Source organism: Mycobacterium sp. D16Q16 (assembly GCF_002013745.1).
Classification (GTDB): Bacteria; Actinomycetota; Actinomycetes; order Mycobacteriales; family Mycobacteriaceae; genus Mycobacterium.
This window is the reverse complement of the sequence record NZ_MAEY01000004.1, coordinates 450161-467901: the sequence shown is the minus strand read 5'-3', so window position 1 is coordinate 467901 and position 17741 is coordinate 450161. Positions and strand designations below refer to the sequence as shown.

Here is a 17741-nt window from a genome sequence, read left to right as displayed (position 1 = left end):
AGTAGGGTTATCGATATGTGGCGCGAACTATTGGGGTTGGCATTTTTGATGTCACTCAATCCGGTGCTGCTCGGCCTGATTTTGGTGGTCATCTCACGGCCTCGGCCGGTGCAAAACCTCCTGGCCTTCTGGGTTGGCGCGCTGATGGTGAATGTGCCGTCTTTTGTGATCGCGCTATTCGCCTTGCATATGGTGCCGAGTTTCGCGTCCTTTGCGAAGAACCTTGCGACGGCGGATCCGGGCTCGTCCGTCAAGCCGCTCCAACTGGGAACCGGCGTGCTGTGCATTGTGCTGGCCGTTGTCATCGCGGTGCGTCTGCGGTCGCGTAAGCGAGAAAATCAGCCTGTGGCCGCTGGCGCGGGTGGGGATTCGTCGGTTTTGGTACTAGATCCGGAGACTCCGACGGCCGAACCCCGTTCGGTTGGTCGCATCAGGGGTGCGGTCGCCGTGGTGGTGGCGAAGTTTCGACGCCTTTTCCATCATGGCAAGGGTGCTTGGGAGAACGGTGCGCTGTGGGTCGCGCTGGTGCTCGGCATCGGATACATGCCTCCGCCTCCGCTGGTTCTGCTGGTCGACACCATTATCGTCGGGTCGGGAACGGCGCTGGGCACGCAGGTTCTCGCCGCCGTTGTCTTCGTCTTCGCGATGCTTGCCGTTTTCGAGGTAGCGCTCATCAGCTATGTGATTGCGCCGGCGAGAACCCAAGCGATACTCGAGCCGATACACAACTGGGCACTCGCCCACCGGCAAGTGGTGCTGCTCGTCCTTTTCGCGGTGGTCGGGATCTGGCAAGTGCTGACCGGTGTGGGCATCGTCTAGCCGATCAACTGCCCCGGAAAGTTTTTCGGTAGTGAGTAGGACTCATGCCAAACCCACGGCGTAGGTGATGCCGCAGATTCGCGGCCGAGCCGAGGCCCGACCGCCGGGCCACCTCGTCCACGGCAAGATCGTGTGATTCCAGGAGCGCCCGGGCGCATTCGACACGCTGCTGCCGCACCCAATCACCGGGGGAGAGCCCGGTCTCGTCGCGGAAACGCCGATTGAAGGTCCGCGTGCTCATTCGGGAATGGTCGGCCAACTGCCGCACCGTCAACGGTTCGGTGAGGTTCTCCAGGGCCCAGCTGCGCGCGGATGCCGTTGAATCCCCGGTGTATTCGGGGAGTGGCCGGTCGATGAACTGTGCCTGGCCGCCCTCCCGCCATGGCGGCACCACGCAATACCGGGCCACATCGTTGGCCGCCGCAGTGCCGTGGTCTTGTCGAATAATGTGCAAGCACAAGTCGATTCCCGAGGCCAGCCCCGCCGATGTCAGAACGTCGCCGTCGTCGACGAACAAGACCGTCTCATCGAGCTCCACGCGTGGGTACAACGCACGAAAATCGTCCGCCTTGTGCCAATGGGTGGTGGCGCGACGACCGTCGAGCAGTCCGGCGGCACCGAGCACAAATGCTCCGGTACAGATGGAGACGATGCGGGTGCCCGGCCTGATGGTGTCAAACGCGGCACGGAGGTCCTCGGCCAACTCGCCGCGAAGCCGCGCCGGCGGGTATTGGGTGCCGGGGACGATGACGGTGTCCGCACCGTGCAGCGCGGCAGTCCCCTCCTGTGGGGTGATCGCATACCCCGAGGTAGTCATGACGGGGGAACGGGATAACCCGCAGGTTATGACCCGGTAGCGGTCGGCGCCGGTCTGTCCGAACATCAGTGACGGGATGGTCGCGTCGAACCCGATCAGTGGTTCGAGCAGCAGGACGGCCACCGTATGTGCCATGGCATGATCTTTACACCTATTGGCATTTATGCCAATTGTGGGAAGGGGCCTCATCGGTCAGCCTGGGCAGGTGACGCAATCCCTGACACCCGAGATACCTGGCCGCCGCCGGATTCACCCGGCCTGGATCATCGCCGCGGTGGCGTTCGTCGCGGTACTCGCCGCGGCAGGATTCCGATCCGTCCCGGGTGTTCTGATGGACCCGCTGCACTCCGAGTTCGGTTGGTCGCACGGCACCATTGGGCTGGCGATGTCGATCAACATGACGTTGTTCGGGCTGACGGCGCCGTTCGCGGCCGCACTGATGGACACGTTCGGAGTGCGTCCGGTGCTGGCGGGGGCGCTCACGCTGATCGCGACCGGCACCTTCCTCGGCGTTTTCATGACCGCGTCCTGGCAGCTGTTACTGCTGTGGGGTGTGTTGGTGGGTATCGGGACCGGGTCGATCTCGATGGGATTCGTGGCCACCGTCGCGACCAGGTGGTTCGCCGCGCGCCGAGGATTGGTCACGGGCGTATTGACGGCCGCCAGCGCCACCGGCCAGCTCATTTTCCTACCGTTGGTGGCGGTGGTGAGTGATGCCCACGGCTGGCGGTGGGCCTCGGTAATGGTGGCTGCTTCGGCGGTATCCGTGGTTCCGCTGGTGGTGCTGTTCATGCGAAACCGGCCTACCGATAAGGGAGTTGGCCCGTTTGGTGCAGAGACCGACGAGTCGGGCGCTGCATCCGGGGGTTTCGGTGCGGCGCTCGAAGGGCTGCTCATCGGAGCGCGGCAACCCGTCTTCTGGTTATTGGCAGGCAGTTTCGCGATCTGCGGAATGACCACCAACGGATTGATCGGCACCCACTTCATTCCCGCGGCACACGACCATGGGATGCCGACCACGGTAGCCGCAAGCCTGCTGGCACTGATCGGCGTCTTCGACGTCGCGGGGACAGTGTCTTCCGGATGGCTCACCGACCGGATCGATGCGCGCGTTCTGTTGGGTATCTACTACTTTGGGCGCGGCCTTTCGCTGATGCTGTTGCCCGCCTTGTTTTCTCCTCACGCTGAGCCCTCTACGTGGGTGTTCATCATCTTCTACGGATTGGATTGGGTGGCCACTGTGCCGCCGACCATCGCGCTGTGCCGTAAGTATTTTGGTGAACGCACACCAGTGGTGTTCGGATGGGTCTTCGCCTCGCATCAGATCGGGGCGGCCATCGCGGCAGCGGGTGCGGGATGGCTACGCGACCAGCAGGGCAACTACGACAACGCATTCCGGCTCGCCGCCGGGCTCTGCGTCATCGCGGCGGTGATGTGCCTCTCGGTACGCGAACGATCGTCAGCTGATGAGCATGTCGAGGTAGATCAAGTTGACGGCGATGTGAATGGCCATCGGAGCCCAGATGTTTCGATACCGGCTCCATAGGTAGCCCTGCATCACGCCGAACGTTCCCTGGACGGCCACGATCGTCGCGAGGTCCACTGCCACTGTGGTGGCCTGCACGTGTGAAGCGATGTGCATCGCGGCGAAGAGCACTGACGACGTAGCGATGGCCGGCCAACGGCCAACCAGTGATTCCAGCCGGGTCTGCAGGTACCCGCGGTAGAACACTTCCTCGAGCACGCCCGCTGTCAGCAGTGTGATCAGCGAGGCTACGGCGATGGTGACGGGATCGGGCAGACTTGCCAGGGAGATGGCGGGCGGCGCGAGGGGGCCGAGTCGAGCCAACGCGATCCATGCGACAACCGGGACGATGGGCGCCAGCAGGCGGGTGCGGTCCAGCCGGGCCGTCCACCGCGCCTTCGGCTCCTGCGGCACACCGCCACGGAAGATACGGAAAGCCAGCAGCGGAATTACGAGGAACATCAGCGCCTTGATCGGGCTGTACACGGCATCCCGCGGTATCCCGGTCGCCGCTGCCGCGACGACGAGGGCGGGGAACGCGAGCGCGGCGCCCACCAGCACCCACACTTCGCGGGTGAGGCGCTCCGGTCCGATGTCGGCGAGCGGGTCGATCGCCGGCAGGCGCACGGGCACCAGGCGGGTGAGCAGCAGCACGATCAGCGACGAGGTCAACGGCATCCACAGTGGATAGGGCTCGGCGGCCTCGTCCGAGGAGAACGTGACCACGGTGTGCCTCGTGATCACGAGCCCGCCGATGGCGATCGTGAACAACAGACCGGCTCCCGCGAGCAGGGCGCGGGCGACCCTGCTGTCGGGGCCCGGCCGGGTGGTTACCACCAGGCGATCGTATGGTCCGACAAGGGGATCGTGGGCGGCCATTCCTTGAGTGTTGTGAGATCGGTTGGGTGCCAATCGAATGCGCCATGACACGCCGTCGATACCTGGCCCGTTTCGGTTATGGGACCATGGCTTTCGGGGAATGCGCGGCTGACGCGCTCTCTGTCGTGCCGGAAGCCGGCGTGGCCTCGCGAAAGGACCGCCCCGTGAGTGTGGAAGCCAGCATTGGCCTCGACAAAGACATGATGCCCGTGCCCCATGCGCATCCCCACGTCTACGAGGGCCGTTGGCCCGTTCGGATTGCCGACGTCGACTCCGGCGGGCGTTTACGGCTGGACGGGGCCGCCCGGCACATCCAGGACATCGGGCAGGACCACCTGCGTGGGGTGGAGGCCGAGGAGACCCACCCGCACTGGGTCGTCCGTCGCACGATGATCGATGTGATCAAGCCCATTGAGTTCCGGGAGGCCCTGTGGCTGCGCCGTTGGTGCTCGGCGACGTCCAATCGGTGGTGCCAGATGCGGGTGCGGCTCGACGGTCGCGACGGGGGACTGGTGGAGTCCGAGGCATTCTGGATTCACGTCAGCCGTGAGACCCAGGGGCCGGCCCGTATCGAAGACGACTTCCTGGCCACCGTCGCGTCCACCACCGATGTGGACCGGTTGCGGTGGAAGCCCTACAACAAGCCCGGAAGTCGGGAGACCGCGACCGATATCCGGGACTTCCCGGTGCGGTTCACCGATATGGATCTGTTCGACCACATGAACAATTCCGTTTACTGGAGCATCGTGGAGGATCACCTCTCACGGAATCCCGACCTGCTGTCGGGCCCCTATCGAGTGAGCCTCGAGCATGACTCCGCGGTTTCGCTGGGGGACAAGCTTGAGATCATCACCAACGTCTACGAGGACGGAACCGAGCTCGGCGTCCCCGGTCGCAGTGTTACAACGCTCACATATGTCGTTGGCGACGAGGTGAAGGCCCTCGCCTCGATATTCGCTCGATAACTAGACACAGTGTCGATCGTTTAACAGTACGAGCGTTCTGAACAGGGGATTGTTGGTTACCGGTCGGTAGCAACAGTACGGGCGTACGATTAGCCGCTTCGCAAGGTTAGCAATAGCTCGTTAATCCCTAGCGAAAATTGGCATTGGGAACGGGTGGACCTGCGCATATGGTCTGTGACATCGTCGTAACAGTCAACGCAGTGAACGTGCCTGAGCGTTAACAATCTGTCTGCGACAGCCAAACGTCAGGGCAAGTAACAGAGGAGCACCAATGTCGAATGTCGGCAAGCCGCGCACCGCGGCCGAAATCCAGCAGGACTGGGACACCAACCCCCGCTGGAAGGGCATCACCCGCGACTACACCGCCGCCCAGGTCGAGGAGCTGCAGGGCAGCGTCGTCGAGGAGAACACCCTGGCCCGCCGTGGCGCGGAAATCCTGTGGGAAGGCGTCACCAAGGGTGACGGTTCCTACATCAACGCGCTGGGCGCGCTGACCGGCAACATGGCCGTGCAGCAGGTCCGTGCCGGCCTCAAGGCCATCTACCTGTCCGGCTGGCAGGTTGCCGGTGACGCAAACCTCTCCGGTCACACCTACCCGGACCAGAGCCTGTACCCGGCCAACTCGGTGCCGGCCGTCGTTCGCCGCATCAACAACGCGCTGCTGCGCGCCGACGAGATCGCCCGTGTCGAGGGTGACACCAGCGTCGACAACTGGCTGGTGCCCATCGTCGCCGACGGTGAGGCCGGCTTCGGTGGCGCGCTGAACGTCTACGAGCTGCAGAAGGCCATGATCGCCGCGGGTGCCGCCGGTACCCACTGGGAAGACCAGCTGGCCTCGGAGAAGAAGTGCGGCCACCTCGGTGGCAAGGTGCTGATCCCCACCCAGCAGCACGTCCGCACCCTGACCTCGGCCCGTCTGGCCGCTGACGTCGCGAACACCCCGACCGTCGTCATCGCGCGTACCGACGCCGAGGCCGCCACCCTCATCACCTCCGATGTGGACGAGCGCGACCAGCCCTTCGTCACCGGTGAGCGCACCTCCGAGGGCTTCTACAACGTGCAGAAGGGCATCGAGCCCTGTATCGCGCGTGCCAAGGCCTACGCCCCGTACGCCGACCTCATCTGGATGGAGACCGGCGTGCCGGACCTCGCGGTCGCCCGCAAGTTCGCGGAAGCCGTCAAGGCCGAGTTCCCGGACCAGCTGCTGTCCTACAACTGCAGCCCGTCCTTCAACTGGAAGCAAGCCCTGGACGACTCCACCATCGCCAAGTTCCAGAAGGAGCTGGGTGCCATGGGCTTCACGTTCCAGTTCATCACCCTGGCCGGCTTCCACGCGCTCAACTACTCGATGTTCGACCTGGCCTACGGCTACGCCCGCGAGGGCATGACGGCCTACGTCGACCTGCAGGAGCGCGAGTTCGCGGCCGAGGCCCGTGGTTACACCGCCACCAAGCATCAGCGTGAGGTCGGCGCCGGCTACTTCGACCGGATCGCCACCACCGTGGACCCGAACACCTCGACCGCGGCGCTGAAGGGTTCGACCGAAGAGGGCCAGTTCCACTAAGTCGCGCCTGCTCTAGCCGGGCAATGCGCCCACGTCAAGACTCTCGGTGTGACCCACTGAGTTGACAGCACAGGCCCCGCCCACGTATCCCGTTGGGCGGGGCCTGTGTGCTGGATGGATGAGGCCCCGCAAGCGGGAGGTACCCCCAGCTTGCGCGAAGACCATCAGATACGACCAAAACTAACAACGATGTTCAGGGAGTAGTACGAAGATGACGGATGGAATCACGCGCGTAGGAGTTATCGGCGCTGGACAGATGGGCGCGGGTATCGCCGAGGTATCGGCACGTGCCGGTGTCGACGTGCTGGTCTTCGAGACCACCGAGGAGCTGGTGAAGGCAGGGTCTGCGCGCATCGTCAAGTCGCTGGACCGCGGCGTCTCCGCCGGGAAGATCACCGAGCGTGAGCGCGATGCCGCCGTCGCCAACCTGAAGTTCACCACCGACCTGGCCGACTTCTCCGATCGCCAGCTTGTCATCGAGGCCGTCATCGAGGACGAGTCCATCAAGGCCTCGATCTTCGCCAAGCTCGACGAGGTGATCACCGATCCCGGCGCGGTTCTCGCGTCCAACACCTCCAGCATCCCGATCATGAAAATCGCTGCCGCGACCAAAAACCCGGGGCGCGTGCTGGGACTGCACTTCTTCAACCCGGTGCCCGTGCTGCCGCTCGTCGAGCTGATCTCGACGCTGGTGACCACGCCCGAGGCTGCCGCGCGCACGGAGGCCTTCGCGAGTGAGGTGCTGGGCAAGCAGGTCGTGCGTGCCGCCGACCGCTCCGGCTTCGTGGTCAACTTCCTGCTGGTCCCGTACTTGCTGGCGGCCATCCGGATGGCCGAATCCGGTTTTGCCACAGTCGAAGACATCGACAAGGCGGTCGTGGCCGGACTATCGCACCCGATGGGCCCGCTGCGCCTGTCGGACCTCGTCGGTCTCGACACCCTGAAGCTCATCGCCGACTCGATGTACGACGAATACAAGGAGCCGCTGTACGCGGCCCCGCCGCTGTTGCTCCGGATGGTCGAGGCTGGGCGTCTCGGCAAGAAGACCGGTGTCGGGTTCTACGAGTACAAGGCCAAGTAAGCCACCCCACCGCGCGAGGGCACGCCATACGCACACATCTCAGCCCGATTGTGTGCGCACGGCGTGCCCTCGCCGCGTTCGGCGACAGTGTCGCCTGATGGCCGCGTGAAATGTCAGTGTGCCCATTTCTCTTGACCAAGATCGCCAGGGGTGGTTAATTCAGACAGCAAAGTGACACGCCCCGGCATTCGCGAGCGAGGGGTTCGGGGCGCTCACTTGCTAGACCCGGGCGAATTCGCCCGCAGTACTCCACGCTTCGCGCTCGGCAGCGTATGCCGCGCGTTGAAGGCTACGGAACTCGCCTATTGACGTCGCGTGGTGGGCAAGGAATGCCGAGTACTCCGCCATGGAGAACTCACCCTCAGTGATCCTGACGCCGCCGGTGCCACGTCCGGTGGCAAGCTCATCACGCAGCTCAAGGAGCTCTGCGGCGCTCACCGGGTACCAGCTGATCTGGTCAAAGAATCGCAGCAGCCAGGGTGTTCCGGGTTCGAAAACGCCGGCGTTGTCCGGATGCCGGTGGTTCCAGACCTGTACGGTCCGTCCGACCAATTGGTATCCGCCGGGGCCCTCCATGCCGTAGATGCACAGGTACGCACCGCCGATGCCGACCGCGTTCTCCGGTGTCCAGGTGCGTGCAGGGTTGTACTTGGTGGTGACGAGCCGATGCCGGGGATCGACCGGGGTCGCCACGGGCGCGCCCAGGTATACGTCACCCAGACCGAGTACCAGATACGAGGCGTCGTAGACCGTGCGGTACACCTCGTCAACAGTGTCCAAGCCATTGATTCGCCTGATGAATTCGATGTTCCAGGGCATCCACGGGGCATCCGCGCGCACACCCAGGCGATACCGTTCCATGGCCTCGCGGGCAGAGGGATCATCCCAGGAAAGGGGCATGGCCACCCGGCGGCTGGGCACCACGAGCTCGCTGGAAGCGGGAAGATGCTCGTCGATATCGTCCAGCAGTCCCAGCACCTTGCCCATGGGCAGCCTGTCGGGGTCGAAGTGCACCTGTAGCGACCGGATGCCCGGCGTCAGATCGACGATGCCGGAGGTATGGGTGTCCTCTAGTCGTTGGTGTAACGCGTGGACGCGCGCACGCAGCGCCAAATCCAGTGTGAGGTCGCCGTATTCAACCAGAATGTTGTCGTCGCCACTGCGGCGGTAAGTCATAGCGGGCGCGTCGTCGCGGGCCTGCCGATATGCCAGTACACCGTCGTCGCCGTCGCCGTGGGTGGAGAACACCGAGGGCCAGTGCCCGCGGCGATCGATACCGATCGAGCGCAGCGAGGCGCTGCGAGAGGCTTCGATTCGGATGAACCGCAGAGTGTCGCCCGCGCGCAGCTGCCCCAACTTCCACCGATCGGCCGAGACGACCGTAACCGGGCAGACGAACCCGCCCAGGCTGGGGCCGTCGGGGCCCAACAAGATCGGAGTGTCGCCGGTAAAGTCCAGAGCGCCAATCGAATACGCATTGTCGTGGATATTCGACGGATGTAGCCCCGCCTCGCCCCCGTCGGTGCGTGCCCACTGCGGTTTGGGTCCGATGAGGCGCACTCCGGTGCGATCGGAATTGAAGTGGACCTCGTAGTGGGTCGACAACAGTTCGTCGATATCACTGCGGGTGAAGAACTCGGGCGCGCCATGCGGTCCCTCGGTGACTGCGAGTTCCCAATGGTGACCGATCGCTGGTTGTGCCGCGCCGGGAATGCATTGCGGTTCGGTGCCATCGGAGTTACTCAGCATGAGGGTGTCTCCGGCGGCCAACGCACGTCCCTCCGGGCCGCCAAACCCGCCGAGGGTGAAGGTGGCTGCGCTGCCCAGGAATTGGGGAACCGCGATGCCGCCGGCGATGAGCACGTAGATCCGCATCCCGGTGTCTGCGGCGGCACCCACGGTGAGTGTGCCATCCGCGGGGACAGTGACGGCCCGCCACTGGGGGACCGGCCGCCCGTTGACGGTGACCAGTGCGGGTGCACCGGTCACGCAGACGAGGGTCGCTTGGGTGAAATGCAGTGTGGGACCAGCGAGTGTCGCCTCCAGTCCCGGGGCGCCCTCGGGGTTGCCGACGGCCCGATTGCCCAGCCGGAACGACAGGTCGTCCATCGGGCCGGATGGAGGCACGCCCACCTGCCAGTACCCGGTGCGTCCCGGCCAGTCTTGCACCGTGGTCAGCATGCCGGGCGCCGTGACTGAGACGGTGCTCATGCGCTCTCCACCATCATCCGCACCGGAGTGGGATCGAATCCGTTGCACGGATTGTTGATCTGCGGGCAGTTCGACACCAGCACCAGGGTGTCGATCTCGGCCCGGAGCCTGATCTTCTTGCCCGGTGCGGAAAGGCCGTCGACGATACCGAGGGTCCCGTCCTCGTCTACCGGGACATTCATATAGAAGTTGATGTTAGACACCAGGTCTCGCTTACCCAGGCCCCATTTGGCGCCCTCGATCAGGAAGTTCTCGACACATGCGTGTTGGTGCTTGGTGTGGTGTCCGTAGCGCAGGGTGTTCGATTCCTGGGAACAGGCGCCGCCGATGGTGTCGTGGCTGCCCACCTCGTCCTCGACGATCGTCATCAGCGGGCTGCCGTCCTCGGCGCGCAGTACGGTTCCGTTGCGCAGGAACAGGTTTCCCTGTGCCGCGATGGTTGCCTGCGCCGAGTAGCGGACGGCGGTATCGGCCGCCGAATACAACAGGGTGTCGACGGCCTGGTTACCCTTCAGGTCGATGATGGTCAACACATCTCCTGCGGCGACCACGGCGCTCCAGGGTGCGCGCGCGGGTACTACCTCGTCGAGAACCGTGCTTGTCACAGGGAGTCTCCATTCTGTGCCGCGGCCCAGGCGTCCTCTGTATTGAGCACGGCGCGTTGATATTCCGGGTCCTTGTTGGGCAGGTCGACCAGCTCATCGAGCGCGGGCCAGGCCAGCACCTGGACGGGTCCGGTGTCAAAGGTGTCCGACGGATCGAGGGGATGTGCGGTGTTCACCAGCAGGGCGATCACCGGCAGGTGGATCAGCAGATCCACCGCGGCCCCCGGGCCCGCGGTGCCGGCGCTGCGCAACGTACCGTCCGCCTCGGCGCGTATGCCGTGGAAGAGGGACACCGACGGGCCGATATCGCGCGGTGCCAGGCCATGCTTGGCCGCGGCGAGCGTGAATAACTCGCGTCCGGCCGGGCTCGCTGAATAAAGTTCGCCCGCACCATATTTAGCGGTGTTAGCGGTCAACGTGCTGGTTCCGCAGAAGGTGTCATGATGCCCGGAACTGTCGGCGACGATGGTGGCCAGCACCCGGCCCTGATCCGACAGCAGCGGATGCCCGGCGCCGAGATAGGCCTGCCACGGAACCTTGACGGTGTCGGCGACGTTCAGTCGTTCCCATGGGGCGTCGGCGCGCAGCAGCACCACGCTCACGCACGCGGAGCCGGCGACGTCGGTGAGTCGCAGCCGGGTGCCGCGACCCAGCACCTTGCTGGCGTACCGGCCCCCGGGGATGGTCTCGGCCCAGATGAGCGTCAGTGGATCGACGTCATCGGGGGCCCAGGGCCAGTGGGAAGCGGGGAGCACCGGCATGGCGTCGGTGATCTGGCCGGCCTGTGAGCGGGCGTGATCTCGCGCTCCCTTGGTGGTCGCGGTCGTCATCAGGAGATCTCCTTGGTGGTGGAATCGGTGCGCCGCGGGTAGGCCAAGATCCCGGCGATGAGCACCGCAGCGATGCAGATGGGGGCTATCCACACCAGATAGGGGTGCGCTCCCGTGGGGTCGAAGACCGCCGGCCGGGGCCAGGACAGGTTGAGGACCATGAAGGCGCCATAGCCGACGGCGAGGATGTTGATCGGGAGGCCGAATCGTCCGAGCGAGAAGAGCTTGCGCCCATCGGCATCTGTCTGCCCCGCGTTGGCGTCCCACTTGCTGCCGCCGATCCCTAAGCGGCGCAACAACAACGGTGTGGTGACCATCAGGTAGGCCAGGTAGATCAGGGCGATGCACACGCTGCACAGGCTGGTGAACAGTGCGGCGTTGCCGAAGTTGACCACCAGGATCAAGACACAGCAGACCCCGACGACTACGGCCGGCGCGATCGGTGTGCCGGTGCGCGGGTTCACGTGCGAGAGCACCGTGGAGAACGGCAGCTTGCCGTCGCGAGCCATCGAGAACATCAGCCGGGAGGCCGCTGTCTGGATGGCGAGGGTGCAGACGAACACAGCGATCGCGACGTCGATGAGCAGCAGGGTGCCGAACGGGGAGGCCAGCTTGCTGTCCAATACATAAGGAAGGCCACCGGTGGCGAGCTGACCGTCGGTGAGGCTGGGCGCGGCCATCAGCGCACCCAGGATCATCAGTGCCCCGCCGATCGCCGACACCACGATCGCGGACAAGATGGTGCGCGGGGCAACCCGGCGCGGATTACGGGTCTCTTCGGCGAGCTCGCTGGCCGACCCGAATCCGACGAGTACGTAGGCGGCCATGAGCCCTGCCGCCAGAAACGCCCACGGATATCCGCTGCCGGCGTCACCGGTGTGCAGCACTACGCTGGGGCCGCGCTCGGCGCTGGCGAAGAGCATGCCGACCACGGCGATCACGCCGACGATTTCGCAGGTGACACCGATGGAGTTGATCCGGGACATCCAGTTGACGCCGACGGCGTTGATGGCGGTGGTCACGACCAGCAGCAGCGATCCCAACAGCACGGCGTTCGACGCACCGCTGACACTGGTCAGCGACGAGTCGGTGCCGACCAGCTGAAATCCGCTCCAGACCGTGGGCAGCACCACCTGCAGCGCGATCGCGGCCGCGGACGCGGTGACAATCTGGGCGATGATCATGAACCAGCCGGCGAACCAGCCCACGACGGCTCCCCCGAGTCGGCGGGACCATTGATAGATGGCGCCGGAGATCGGATAACGCGCGGCGAGCTCGGCGAAGTTCAGCGCCACCATGTACTGCCCGGCGAAGACGATCGGCCAGGTCCAGAAGAAGGCCGGGCCGCCGAAGCTGAACCCGAAGGCGAACAGCTGGAAGATCGTCGTCAGGATCGAGACGAATGAGAATCCTGCCGCGAAGGACGCGAATTTGCCAAGGCTTCGGTGCAGCTGCGGTTTATAGCCGAACGCGGCAAGGTCATCGGAGTCCGAACCGGCGATGCTCGCCGCGGACCGGGCCGCGGATTGGGTGGCCGTTGGGGCGTTCATGGGCACTCCCTGATCGGTCCTCGGGCAACATGTTTTGCGCCCTGGGTGGTCGGCAAAACCCACGTCTATGTGGGAAGAAATATCTGTCATGCGATAGGTAAGTAAGTCTGACGGCCGGCCGGTACGCATGGGTGACAGCGCCGTTTCGGGACGGGGGCGCGGTGTAACATTGTCGTTGCGCAGATGTCGGAGCGATGACGAAACGCTCACCAGGCGATGGAATCGGGGCGTTGCCGAGGGGTACATGGAAGGGTCGGCACAATGTCAGGGCGACCGCGGCGTATCAGTCCCATTCGCGAGGGGAACACCACTCGCGACGAAATCCTCGATGCCTCGGCCGAGTTGTTCACCACCGACGGGTTCGCGGCAACCACCACCCGCCGCATCGCCGAGTCGGTGGGCGTGCAGCAGGCCTCGCTCTACTACCACTTCAAGACCAAGGACGACATCCTCGATGCGCTGCTGGCGATGACGATCGACCAGCCGCTGCATTATGCGGCGCTGATCGCCGATCGCCCGGAGCCCCCAGTCGTGCGTCTCTATGCCCTCGCGCTCGCCGACGCCGCCCAGTTGGCGGCGAGCCGGTGGAACCTGGGCGCTCTCTATCTACTACCGGATCTGCGTGCCGATCGATTCGTGGTGTTCCGGCGCAAGCGCGACCAGCTCCGCGCGCACTATCAGGATCTGGCCGCCGCCGCGTGCCGCGCGGAGATGATCCGCGAGGGGGTGGAGCGCCTGCCCTTCCGGCTCGTCGAGTCGGTGATCATGCTCCGCGCCGACGGTGATTCCATAGCTCCCGAGGCATTGGCCGATGCGACCTTGCGCGTTCTGGGGGTTACGGGGGATGCTGATCAGGTTGAGGGGGCGGCTCGAGCGCTGTTGGTGCAGTTGGACTGGCCGGTGGCCGTTCCTAAGAGGTAGGCACAGTTGACCGTGCTAGTCTGCGGGCCAGTACAAAGTAGCCAAAATGTGATGGGAATTAGGTGCTGCAGTAAATGTCCGATCTGAAGCCGTACTACGAGGAATCTCAGTCCATATACGACATTTCGGACGAATTTTATGGCCTTTTCCTTGACGAAGAAACCATGGGCTATACCTGCGCCTACTTCGAGCGTGACGACCTGACCCTTGCCGAGGCGCAGCTGGCGAAGTTTGACCTGGCGCTCGGCAAGCTCAACCTCGAGCCGGGAATGACCCTGCTGGATATCGGCTGTGGTTGGGGCGCATGCCTGGAGCGCGCCATGCGTAAGTTCGACGTCAACGTCGTCGGTATTACGTTGAGTAAGAATCAGAGCGAGTACAGCCGCACCCGCCTGGCGAAGGTGGCCGAGGAAACTGGCCGTACCGCCGATATTCGCATGCAGGGCTGGGAAGAATTCAACGATAAAGTCGATCGAATTGTCACGATCGGTGCATTCGAGGCATTCAAGCAAGAGCGGTACCCGATCTTCTTTGAACGCGCATATGACATTCTTCCCAATGATGGCCGAATGCTTTTGCACACCATTTTGGCCCACACTCAGAAATTCTTCCGGGAAAATGGAATTCCACTCACCATCAGTGATCTGAAATTCATGAAGTTCATCGGCGAGGAGATCTTCCCCGGTGGTCAGTTGCCGGCGGTCGAGGATATCGAGAAACTAGCTGCTGGTTCCGGGTTCACTTTGGAGCGCACGCATTTGCTGCAGCCGCACTACGCGAAGACCCTGGATATCTGGGCCCAGAATCTTGAACAGCGCCGCGAGGAAGCCATCAGGATTCAGTCCGAAGAGGTTTACGACCGCTTCATGCGGTACCTGACCGGTTGCGCGGACTTCTTCCGCCGCGGTATCACCAACGTGGGTCAGTTCACCCTCGTCAAATAGCGAGACTTAACAGGTCAACGCCGTCTCACGCTTGCGTGAGGCGGCGTTTCTGTTCCTCGATATCAAAATTGGCGGGTGGCCACGAGAGATTTAGGCCGTCCAGTGTTTCGTCGAGAAGTGCGGTAACCGCGAGTCTGCTGTACCACTTGCGATCGCACGGGATGACGTGCCAGGGCGCGTACTCGGTGCTCGTCTTCTCCAGCACCGCTTGATACGCATCCTGGTAGGCGGACCAGAACGCACGCTCGTCGATGTCGTTGGGATTGAACTTCCAGTATTTGTCCGGACGGTCCAGCCGCTCGGCGAGGCGTTCCTTCTGCTCGTCGAGCGATACCACCAGGGCCACCTTGAGGATTGTCGTGCCTGCCTCGGTCAGCTCCTTCTCGAAGGCATTGATCTCGTCGTAGCGAGCGCCCCAGACCTCCGGCGGCACCAGGTCGTGCACCCGCACCACCAGGACATCCTCATAGTGCGAACGGTCGAAGACACCGAGCTGCCCACCCGAAGGCAGTGCGTTGCGAATGCGCCACAGATAGTGGTGCTTACGTTCTTCCGCTGTGGGAACCCCGAAGCTCGCATGTTCAATTCCTTGCGGATCAACTTGTCCCACAACATGTTTGACGATACCTCCCTTGCCGGAGGTGTCCATGCCCTGCAGAACCAGCAGCACCGAACGGTGGTCGCCGCTGCGCCCATTGGCGTACAGCAGCTCTTGTAGCACCCCGAGGCGCTCGGACAGTTCGGCCTGCAGGGCTTCGCCGTCCTCTCGCGACCCGTCGAACCCGGGTGTGGAACGGGTATCGACATCGGCGAACAGCAAGCCGGAGCGATAGCGCAGTGCGGACGTGTCGATCCTGGGGGTCATGCCCAGTGACCCTAGCGACGTCGGGTTACCCGGAGTGGGTTTGACGCACTTGTGGTGGAGGAGGAACCGGTGACGGGTGTGGCATGTCGACGAACTTCTCCCGGGACCCACCCACACCCACGATGCCCAGCACCGCGTTCCAGGAGATCATCGTCAGGTAGTCGATGAGTTCATCGGAGCTCATCCGCGGGTGCGACATCCACGAGTGGGTCGCCAGCTGCACGCCGCCGACGATCATGTACGCCCACGGCTCCACACCGCGGGTGTCCATGGACGCCTCGGACATCTGGCGGCGCAACGACAGCGCGAGCATGCGGGCGATGATGCGTTCGGAATCCGCGATGGCCTTGCTGCGGCTGGTGGAGCTGTTGGCCATCACGAACGGATAAATCTCGGGCTCGGCGGCCACAGTCTCGACGTACACCTTGATCGCTGTGCGGGTGAGGTCGTAGCCATCCAGCCGGGCCGACAGAGCCATGGCCATCTTGGGAATGAGGGTGGTCTGCGCGAACCGTGTCATGACGGCCGTCGTCAGATCGTTCTTGTCGACGAAGTACCGGTAGAGCACCGTCTTGGAGACGCCGATGTCGGAGGCGATCTCATCCATGCTGATATCACGCCCCCGGTGCCTGATGGCATCGAGGGTGCCGTCCACGAGTTCGGTTCGTCGTTCGACCTTGTGCTTATGCCAGCGGCGCTTGCGACCATCAGTCTTGATAGCCGCAGGCTGCGTTTTACTTGCCACGGTTATCGCCACATTCCCTTAGTTATCTGTAACCGATACTACTTCACGGGCCCCTCGGGGATGCGTGACGCGCTCGATACCGGATGATGGAGGAGTGGCAGGCAAGCATAGCGATCAGCCGCGCACGCGGAATGCGTCCGGCGGCGTCTTCGCGATGGGCAATTCGGCCGTCGACGAGGAGCGCCAGAAGCAGCTTCGCCGAATGAAAGCCGTGGCTACAGGGTTCCTGGTCGCGGCTACCGTGTTGTTTCTGGCGTGCCGTTGGTGGCAGTCGGTCGGGGCGCTGGGCTGGGTGGGTTATGTCGGAGCGGCCGCAGAGGCGGGCATGGTCGGTGCGCTTGCAGACTGGTTTGCTGTAACCGCCCTGTTCCGGCATCCGCTTGGGCTAAAGATCCCGCATACAGCGATCATCAAGCGCAAGAAGGATCAGCTGGGGGAGGGGCTCGGGAACTTCGTCCGGGAGAACTTCATGTCGCCGGCCGTCATCACTGCCAAGGTGCGGGATGCGCAGATCGCGGGCCGGCTGGGCAAGTGGATGAGTGACCGGTCGCATGCCGAGCGGGTTGCGGCCGAGGCTTCCACGGTGCTCCGGGTCGGCGCGCAGATGCTGCGCGACGAGGACGTGCAGCAGGCGATAGACAGCGTGATCGTGCGCAGGATCGCCGAACCCAAGTGGGGGCCGCCGGTGGGGCGGGTGCTCTCGACGGTGCTCAAGGAGGACCGGCATGCGCCGGTGATCCAGCTGTTGTGCGACCGTGCCTTTGAATGGGCGCTGGGCGCCAGCGACACCATCGATCGAGTGGTGGTGCGTGACTCTCCCAGCTGGACACCCAAATTCGTCGACCATTTCGTGGGCGACCGTATCTATCGCGAGTTGGTGGACTTCACGGACAAGGTGCGTCGCAATCCTGATCATGACCTGCGCCAATCCGTGAACAGGCTGTTGTACGAGTTCGCCGACGATCTTCAGCACGACGACCTGACCATCGCCAAGGCCGAGGCGATCAAGTCGCGGTTGATGGCGCGCGCGGAAGTCCAGAACGCCGCGGCCACCGCGTGGTCCGCTGCCAAGAAAATGATCACCGAGTCCGTGGACGATCCGTCCAGCGAGCTACGTACGCGGATTGCCGACACCGTGGTGCGGATCGGGGAGACGCTGCGCGACGACGACTCCGTGCGCGACAAGGTCGACGGTTGGGTGGAACGCGCGGCCCGGCATCTGGTGGATCAGTACGGCGCGGAGATAACGGCCGTCATCACCGAAACGATCGAGCGTTGGGACGCCGAGGAGGCCAGTCGCCGGATCGAATTGCATGTCGGCCGTGACCTGCAGTTCATTCGCATCAATGGCACCGTGGTGGGTTCGCTAGCAGGTTTGGTCATCTATACCGTGGCGCAGGTGCTCTTCTAAAAAGGCCCT

At 63.9% G+C, this 17741-nt stretch carries 16 protein-coding genes; 8 read left to right on the top strand and 8 right to left on the bottom strand.

Features of this window, described 5'->3' with window-relative positions; translation table 11 throughout:
* The first annotated feature begins 15 nt into the window (after positions 1–15).
* Positions 16–819, top strand: coding sequence for a GAP family protein (locus B4394_RS06890; RefSeq protein ID WP_078308011.1), 804 nt, complete (start codon positions 16–18; stop codon positions 817–819).
* A 4-nt stretch (positions 820–823) separates the two neighbouring features.
* Here B4394_RS06890 and B4394_RS06885 read toward each other — a convergent pair whose 3' ends face one another.
* Positions 824–1771 carry a GlxA family transcriptional regulator gene (locus B4394_RS06885; protein WP_078314556.1) on the bottom strand — a complete coding sequence of 316 codons (948 nt, stop codon included), beginning with the start codon at positions 1769–1771 and terminating at the stop codon, positions 824–826.
* 28 nt (positions 1772–1799) lie between these two features.
* On the opposite strand from B4394_RS06885, the gene B4394_RS06880 reads away from it, so the two are divergent.
* A complete protein-coding gene (locus tag B4394_RS06880) occupies positions 1800–3182 on the top strand; it encodes an MFS transporter (protein ID WP_078314555.1) in 1383 nt (460 codons plus the stop codon).
* Here B4394_RS06880 and B4394_RS06875 read toward each other — a convergent pair.
* A complete protein-coding gene (locus B4394_RS06875) occupies positions 3096–3998 on the bottom strand; it encodes a CPBP family intramembrane glutamic endopeptidase (RefSeq protein ID WP_176138288.1) in 903 nt (300 codons plus the stop codon). The two genes, B4394_RS06880 and B4394_RS06875, sit on opposite strands and share 87 nt — an antisense overlap.
* A 224-nt stretch (positions 3999–4222) precedes the next feature.
* Between B4394_RS06875 and B4394_RS06870 the strand changes: the two genes are divergently transcribed.
* From B4394_RS06870 to B4394_RS06860, 3 genes are all read left to right on the top strand, one after another.
* Positions 4223–5005, top strand: a complete 783-nt coding sequence (locus tag B4394_RS06870; protein WP_078290383.1) for an acyl-[acyl-carrier-protein] thioesterase — start codon at positions 4223–4225, stop codon at positions 5003–5005.
* Between the two features lie 271 nt (positions 5006–5276).
* Entirely contained in the window at positions 5277–6569 is a 1293-nt protein-coding gene (gene aceA, locus B4394_RS06865) for an isocitrate lyase (protein WP_078308019.1), read from the top strand.
* 211 nt (positions 6570–6780) lie between these two features.
* Positions 6781–7650, top strand: a complete 870-nt coding sequence (locus tag B4394_RS06860) for a 3-hydroxybutyryl-CoA dehydrogenase (protein ID WP_078314553.1) — start codon at positions 6781–6783, stop codon at positions 7648–7650.
* A gap of 219 nt (positions 7651–7869) precedes the next feature.
* Here the strand turns inward: B4394_RS06860 and B4394_RS06855 are convergent, their stop codons facing one another.
* Genes B4394_RS06855 through B4394_RS06840 form a run of 4 tightly spaced genes read right to left on the bottom strand, consistent with a single transcriptional unit; the run spans position 7870 to position 12846 of the window.
* Positions 7870–9861, bottom strand: a complete 1992-nt coding sequence (locus tag B4394_RS06855; protein WP_078308023.1) for a 5-oxoprolinase/urea amidolyase family protein — start codon at positions 9859–9861, stop codon at positions 7870–7872.
* Positions 9858–10466, bottom strand: coding sequence for an urea amidolyase associated protein UAAP2 (locus B4394_RS06850; protein ID WP_078314552.1), 609 nt, complete (start codon positions 10464–10466; stop codon positions 9858–9860). The genes B4394_RS06855 and B4394_RS06850 overlap by 4 nt, the downstream gene beginning before the upstream one ends.
* Positions 10463–11296, bottom strand: coding sequence for an urea amidolyase associated protein UAAP1 (locus B4394_RS06845; RefSeq protein WP_078308027.1), 834 nt, complete (start codon positions 11294–11296; stop codon positions 10463–10465). The genes B4394_RS06850 and B4394_RS06845 overlap by 4 nt, the downstream gene beginning before the upstream one ends.
* Positions 11296–12846 carry an amino acid permease gene (locus B4394_RS06840; RefSeq protein ID WP_078308029.1) on the bottom strand — a complete coding sequence of 517 codons (1551 nt, stop codon included), beginning with the start codon at positions 12844–12846 and terminating at the stop codon, positions 11296–11298. Before B4394_RS06840 ends, B4394_RS06845 begins: the two co-directional genes overlap by 1 nt.
* 261 nt (positions 12847–13107) lie before the next feature.
* Here B4394_RS06840 and B4394_RS06830 point away from each other — a divergent pair, with 261 nt between their 5' ends.
* Both B4394_RS06830 and B4394_RS06825 read left to right on the top strand, forming a co-directional pair.
* Positions 13108–13767, top strand: coding sequence for a TetR/AcrR family transcriptional regulator (locus tag B4394_RS06830; RefSeq protein ID WP_078308033.1), 660 nt, complete (start codon positions 13108–13110; stop codon positions 13765–13767).
* Between the two features lie 74 nt (positions 13768–13841).
* Positions 13842–14711: a cyclopropane mycolic acid synthase family methyltransferase gene (locus B4394_RS06825; RefSeq protein WP_070915620.1), complete on the top strand. Its 870-nt coding sequence runs from the start codon at positions 13842–13844 to the stop codon at positions 14709–14711.
* 25 nt (positions 14712–14736) lie between these two features.
* Here B4394_RS06825 and B4394_RS06820 read toward each other — a convergent pair whose 3' ends face one another.
* Positions 14737–15576, bottom strand: coding sequence for a polyphosphate kinase 2 family protein (locus B4394_RS06820; protein ID WP_078314550.1), 840 nt, complete (start codon positions 15574–15576; stop codon positions 14737–14739).
* 25 nt (positions 15577–15601) lie between these two features.
* Complete coding sequence (locus B4394_RS06815; protein WP_078308520.1) at positions 15602–16321, bottom strand: TetR/AcrR family transcriptional regulator; 720 nt, start codon at positions 16319–16321, stop codon at positions 15602–15604.
* 76 nt (positions 16322–16397) lie between these two features.
* On the opposite strand from B4394_RS06815, the gene B4394_RS06810 reads away from it, so the two are divergent.
* Complete coding sequence (locus B4394_RS06810) at positions 16398–17732, top strand: DUF445 domain-containing protein (protein WP_078314629.1); 1335 nt, start codon at positions 16398–16400, stop codon at positions 17730–17732.
* Positions 17733–17741 lie beyond the last annotated feature (9 nt).

Excerpts from the sequence above, each read along its gene's own strand:
- B4394_RS06855 (WP_078308023.1), bottom strand. The coding sequence starts at position 9,861 with ATGAGCACCGTCTCAGTCACGGCGCCCGGCATGCTGACCACGGTGCAA.
- B4394_RS06820 (WP_078314550.1), bottom strand. The coding sequence starts at position 15,576 with ATGACCCCCAGGATCGACACGTCCGCACTGCGCTATCGCTCCGGCTTG.
- B4394_RS06840 (WP_078308029.1), bottom strand. The coding sequence starts at position 12,846 with ATGAACGCCCCAACGGCCACCCAATCCGCGGCCCGGTCCGCGGCGAGC.
- B4394_RS06825 (WP_070915620.1), top strand. The coding sequence starts at position 13,842 with ATGTCCGATCTGAAGCCGTACTACGAGGAATCTCAGTCCATATACGAC.
- B4394_RS06860 (WP_078314553.1), top strand. The coding sequence starts at position 6,781 with ATGACGGATGGAATCACGCGCGTAGGAGTTATCGGCGCTGGACAGATG.
- aceA (WP_078308019.1), top strand. The coding sequence starts at position 5,277 with ATGTCGAATGTCGGCAAGCCGCGCACCGCGGCCGAAATCCAGCAGGAC.
- B4394_RS06890 (WP_078308011.1), top strand. The coding sequence starts at position 16 with ATGTGGCGCGAACTATTGGGGTTGGCATTTTTGATGTCACTCAATCCG.
- B4394_RS06880 (WP_078314555.1), top strand. The coding sequence starts at position 1,800 with ATGCCAATTGTGGGAAGGGGCCTCATCGGTCAGCCTGGGCAGGTGACG.
- B4394_RS06830 (WP_078308033.1), top strand. The coding sequence starts at position 13,108 with ATGTCAGGGCGACCGCGGCGTATCAGTCCCATTCGCGAGGGGAACACC.
- B4394_RS06845 (WP_078308027.1), bottom strand. The coding sequence starts at position 11,296 with ATGACGACCGCGACCACCAAGGGAGCGCGAGATCACGCCCGCTCACAG.
- B4394_RS06885 (WP_078314556.1), bottom strand. The coding sequence starts at position 1,771 with ATGGCACATACGGTGGCCGTCCTGCTGCTCGAACCACTGATCGGGTTC.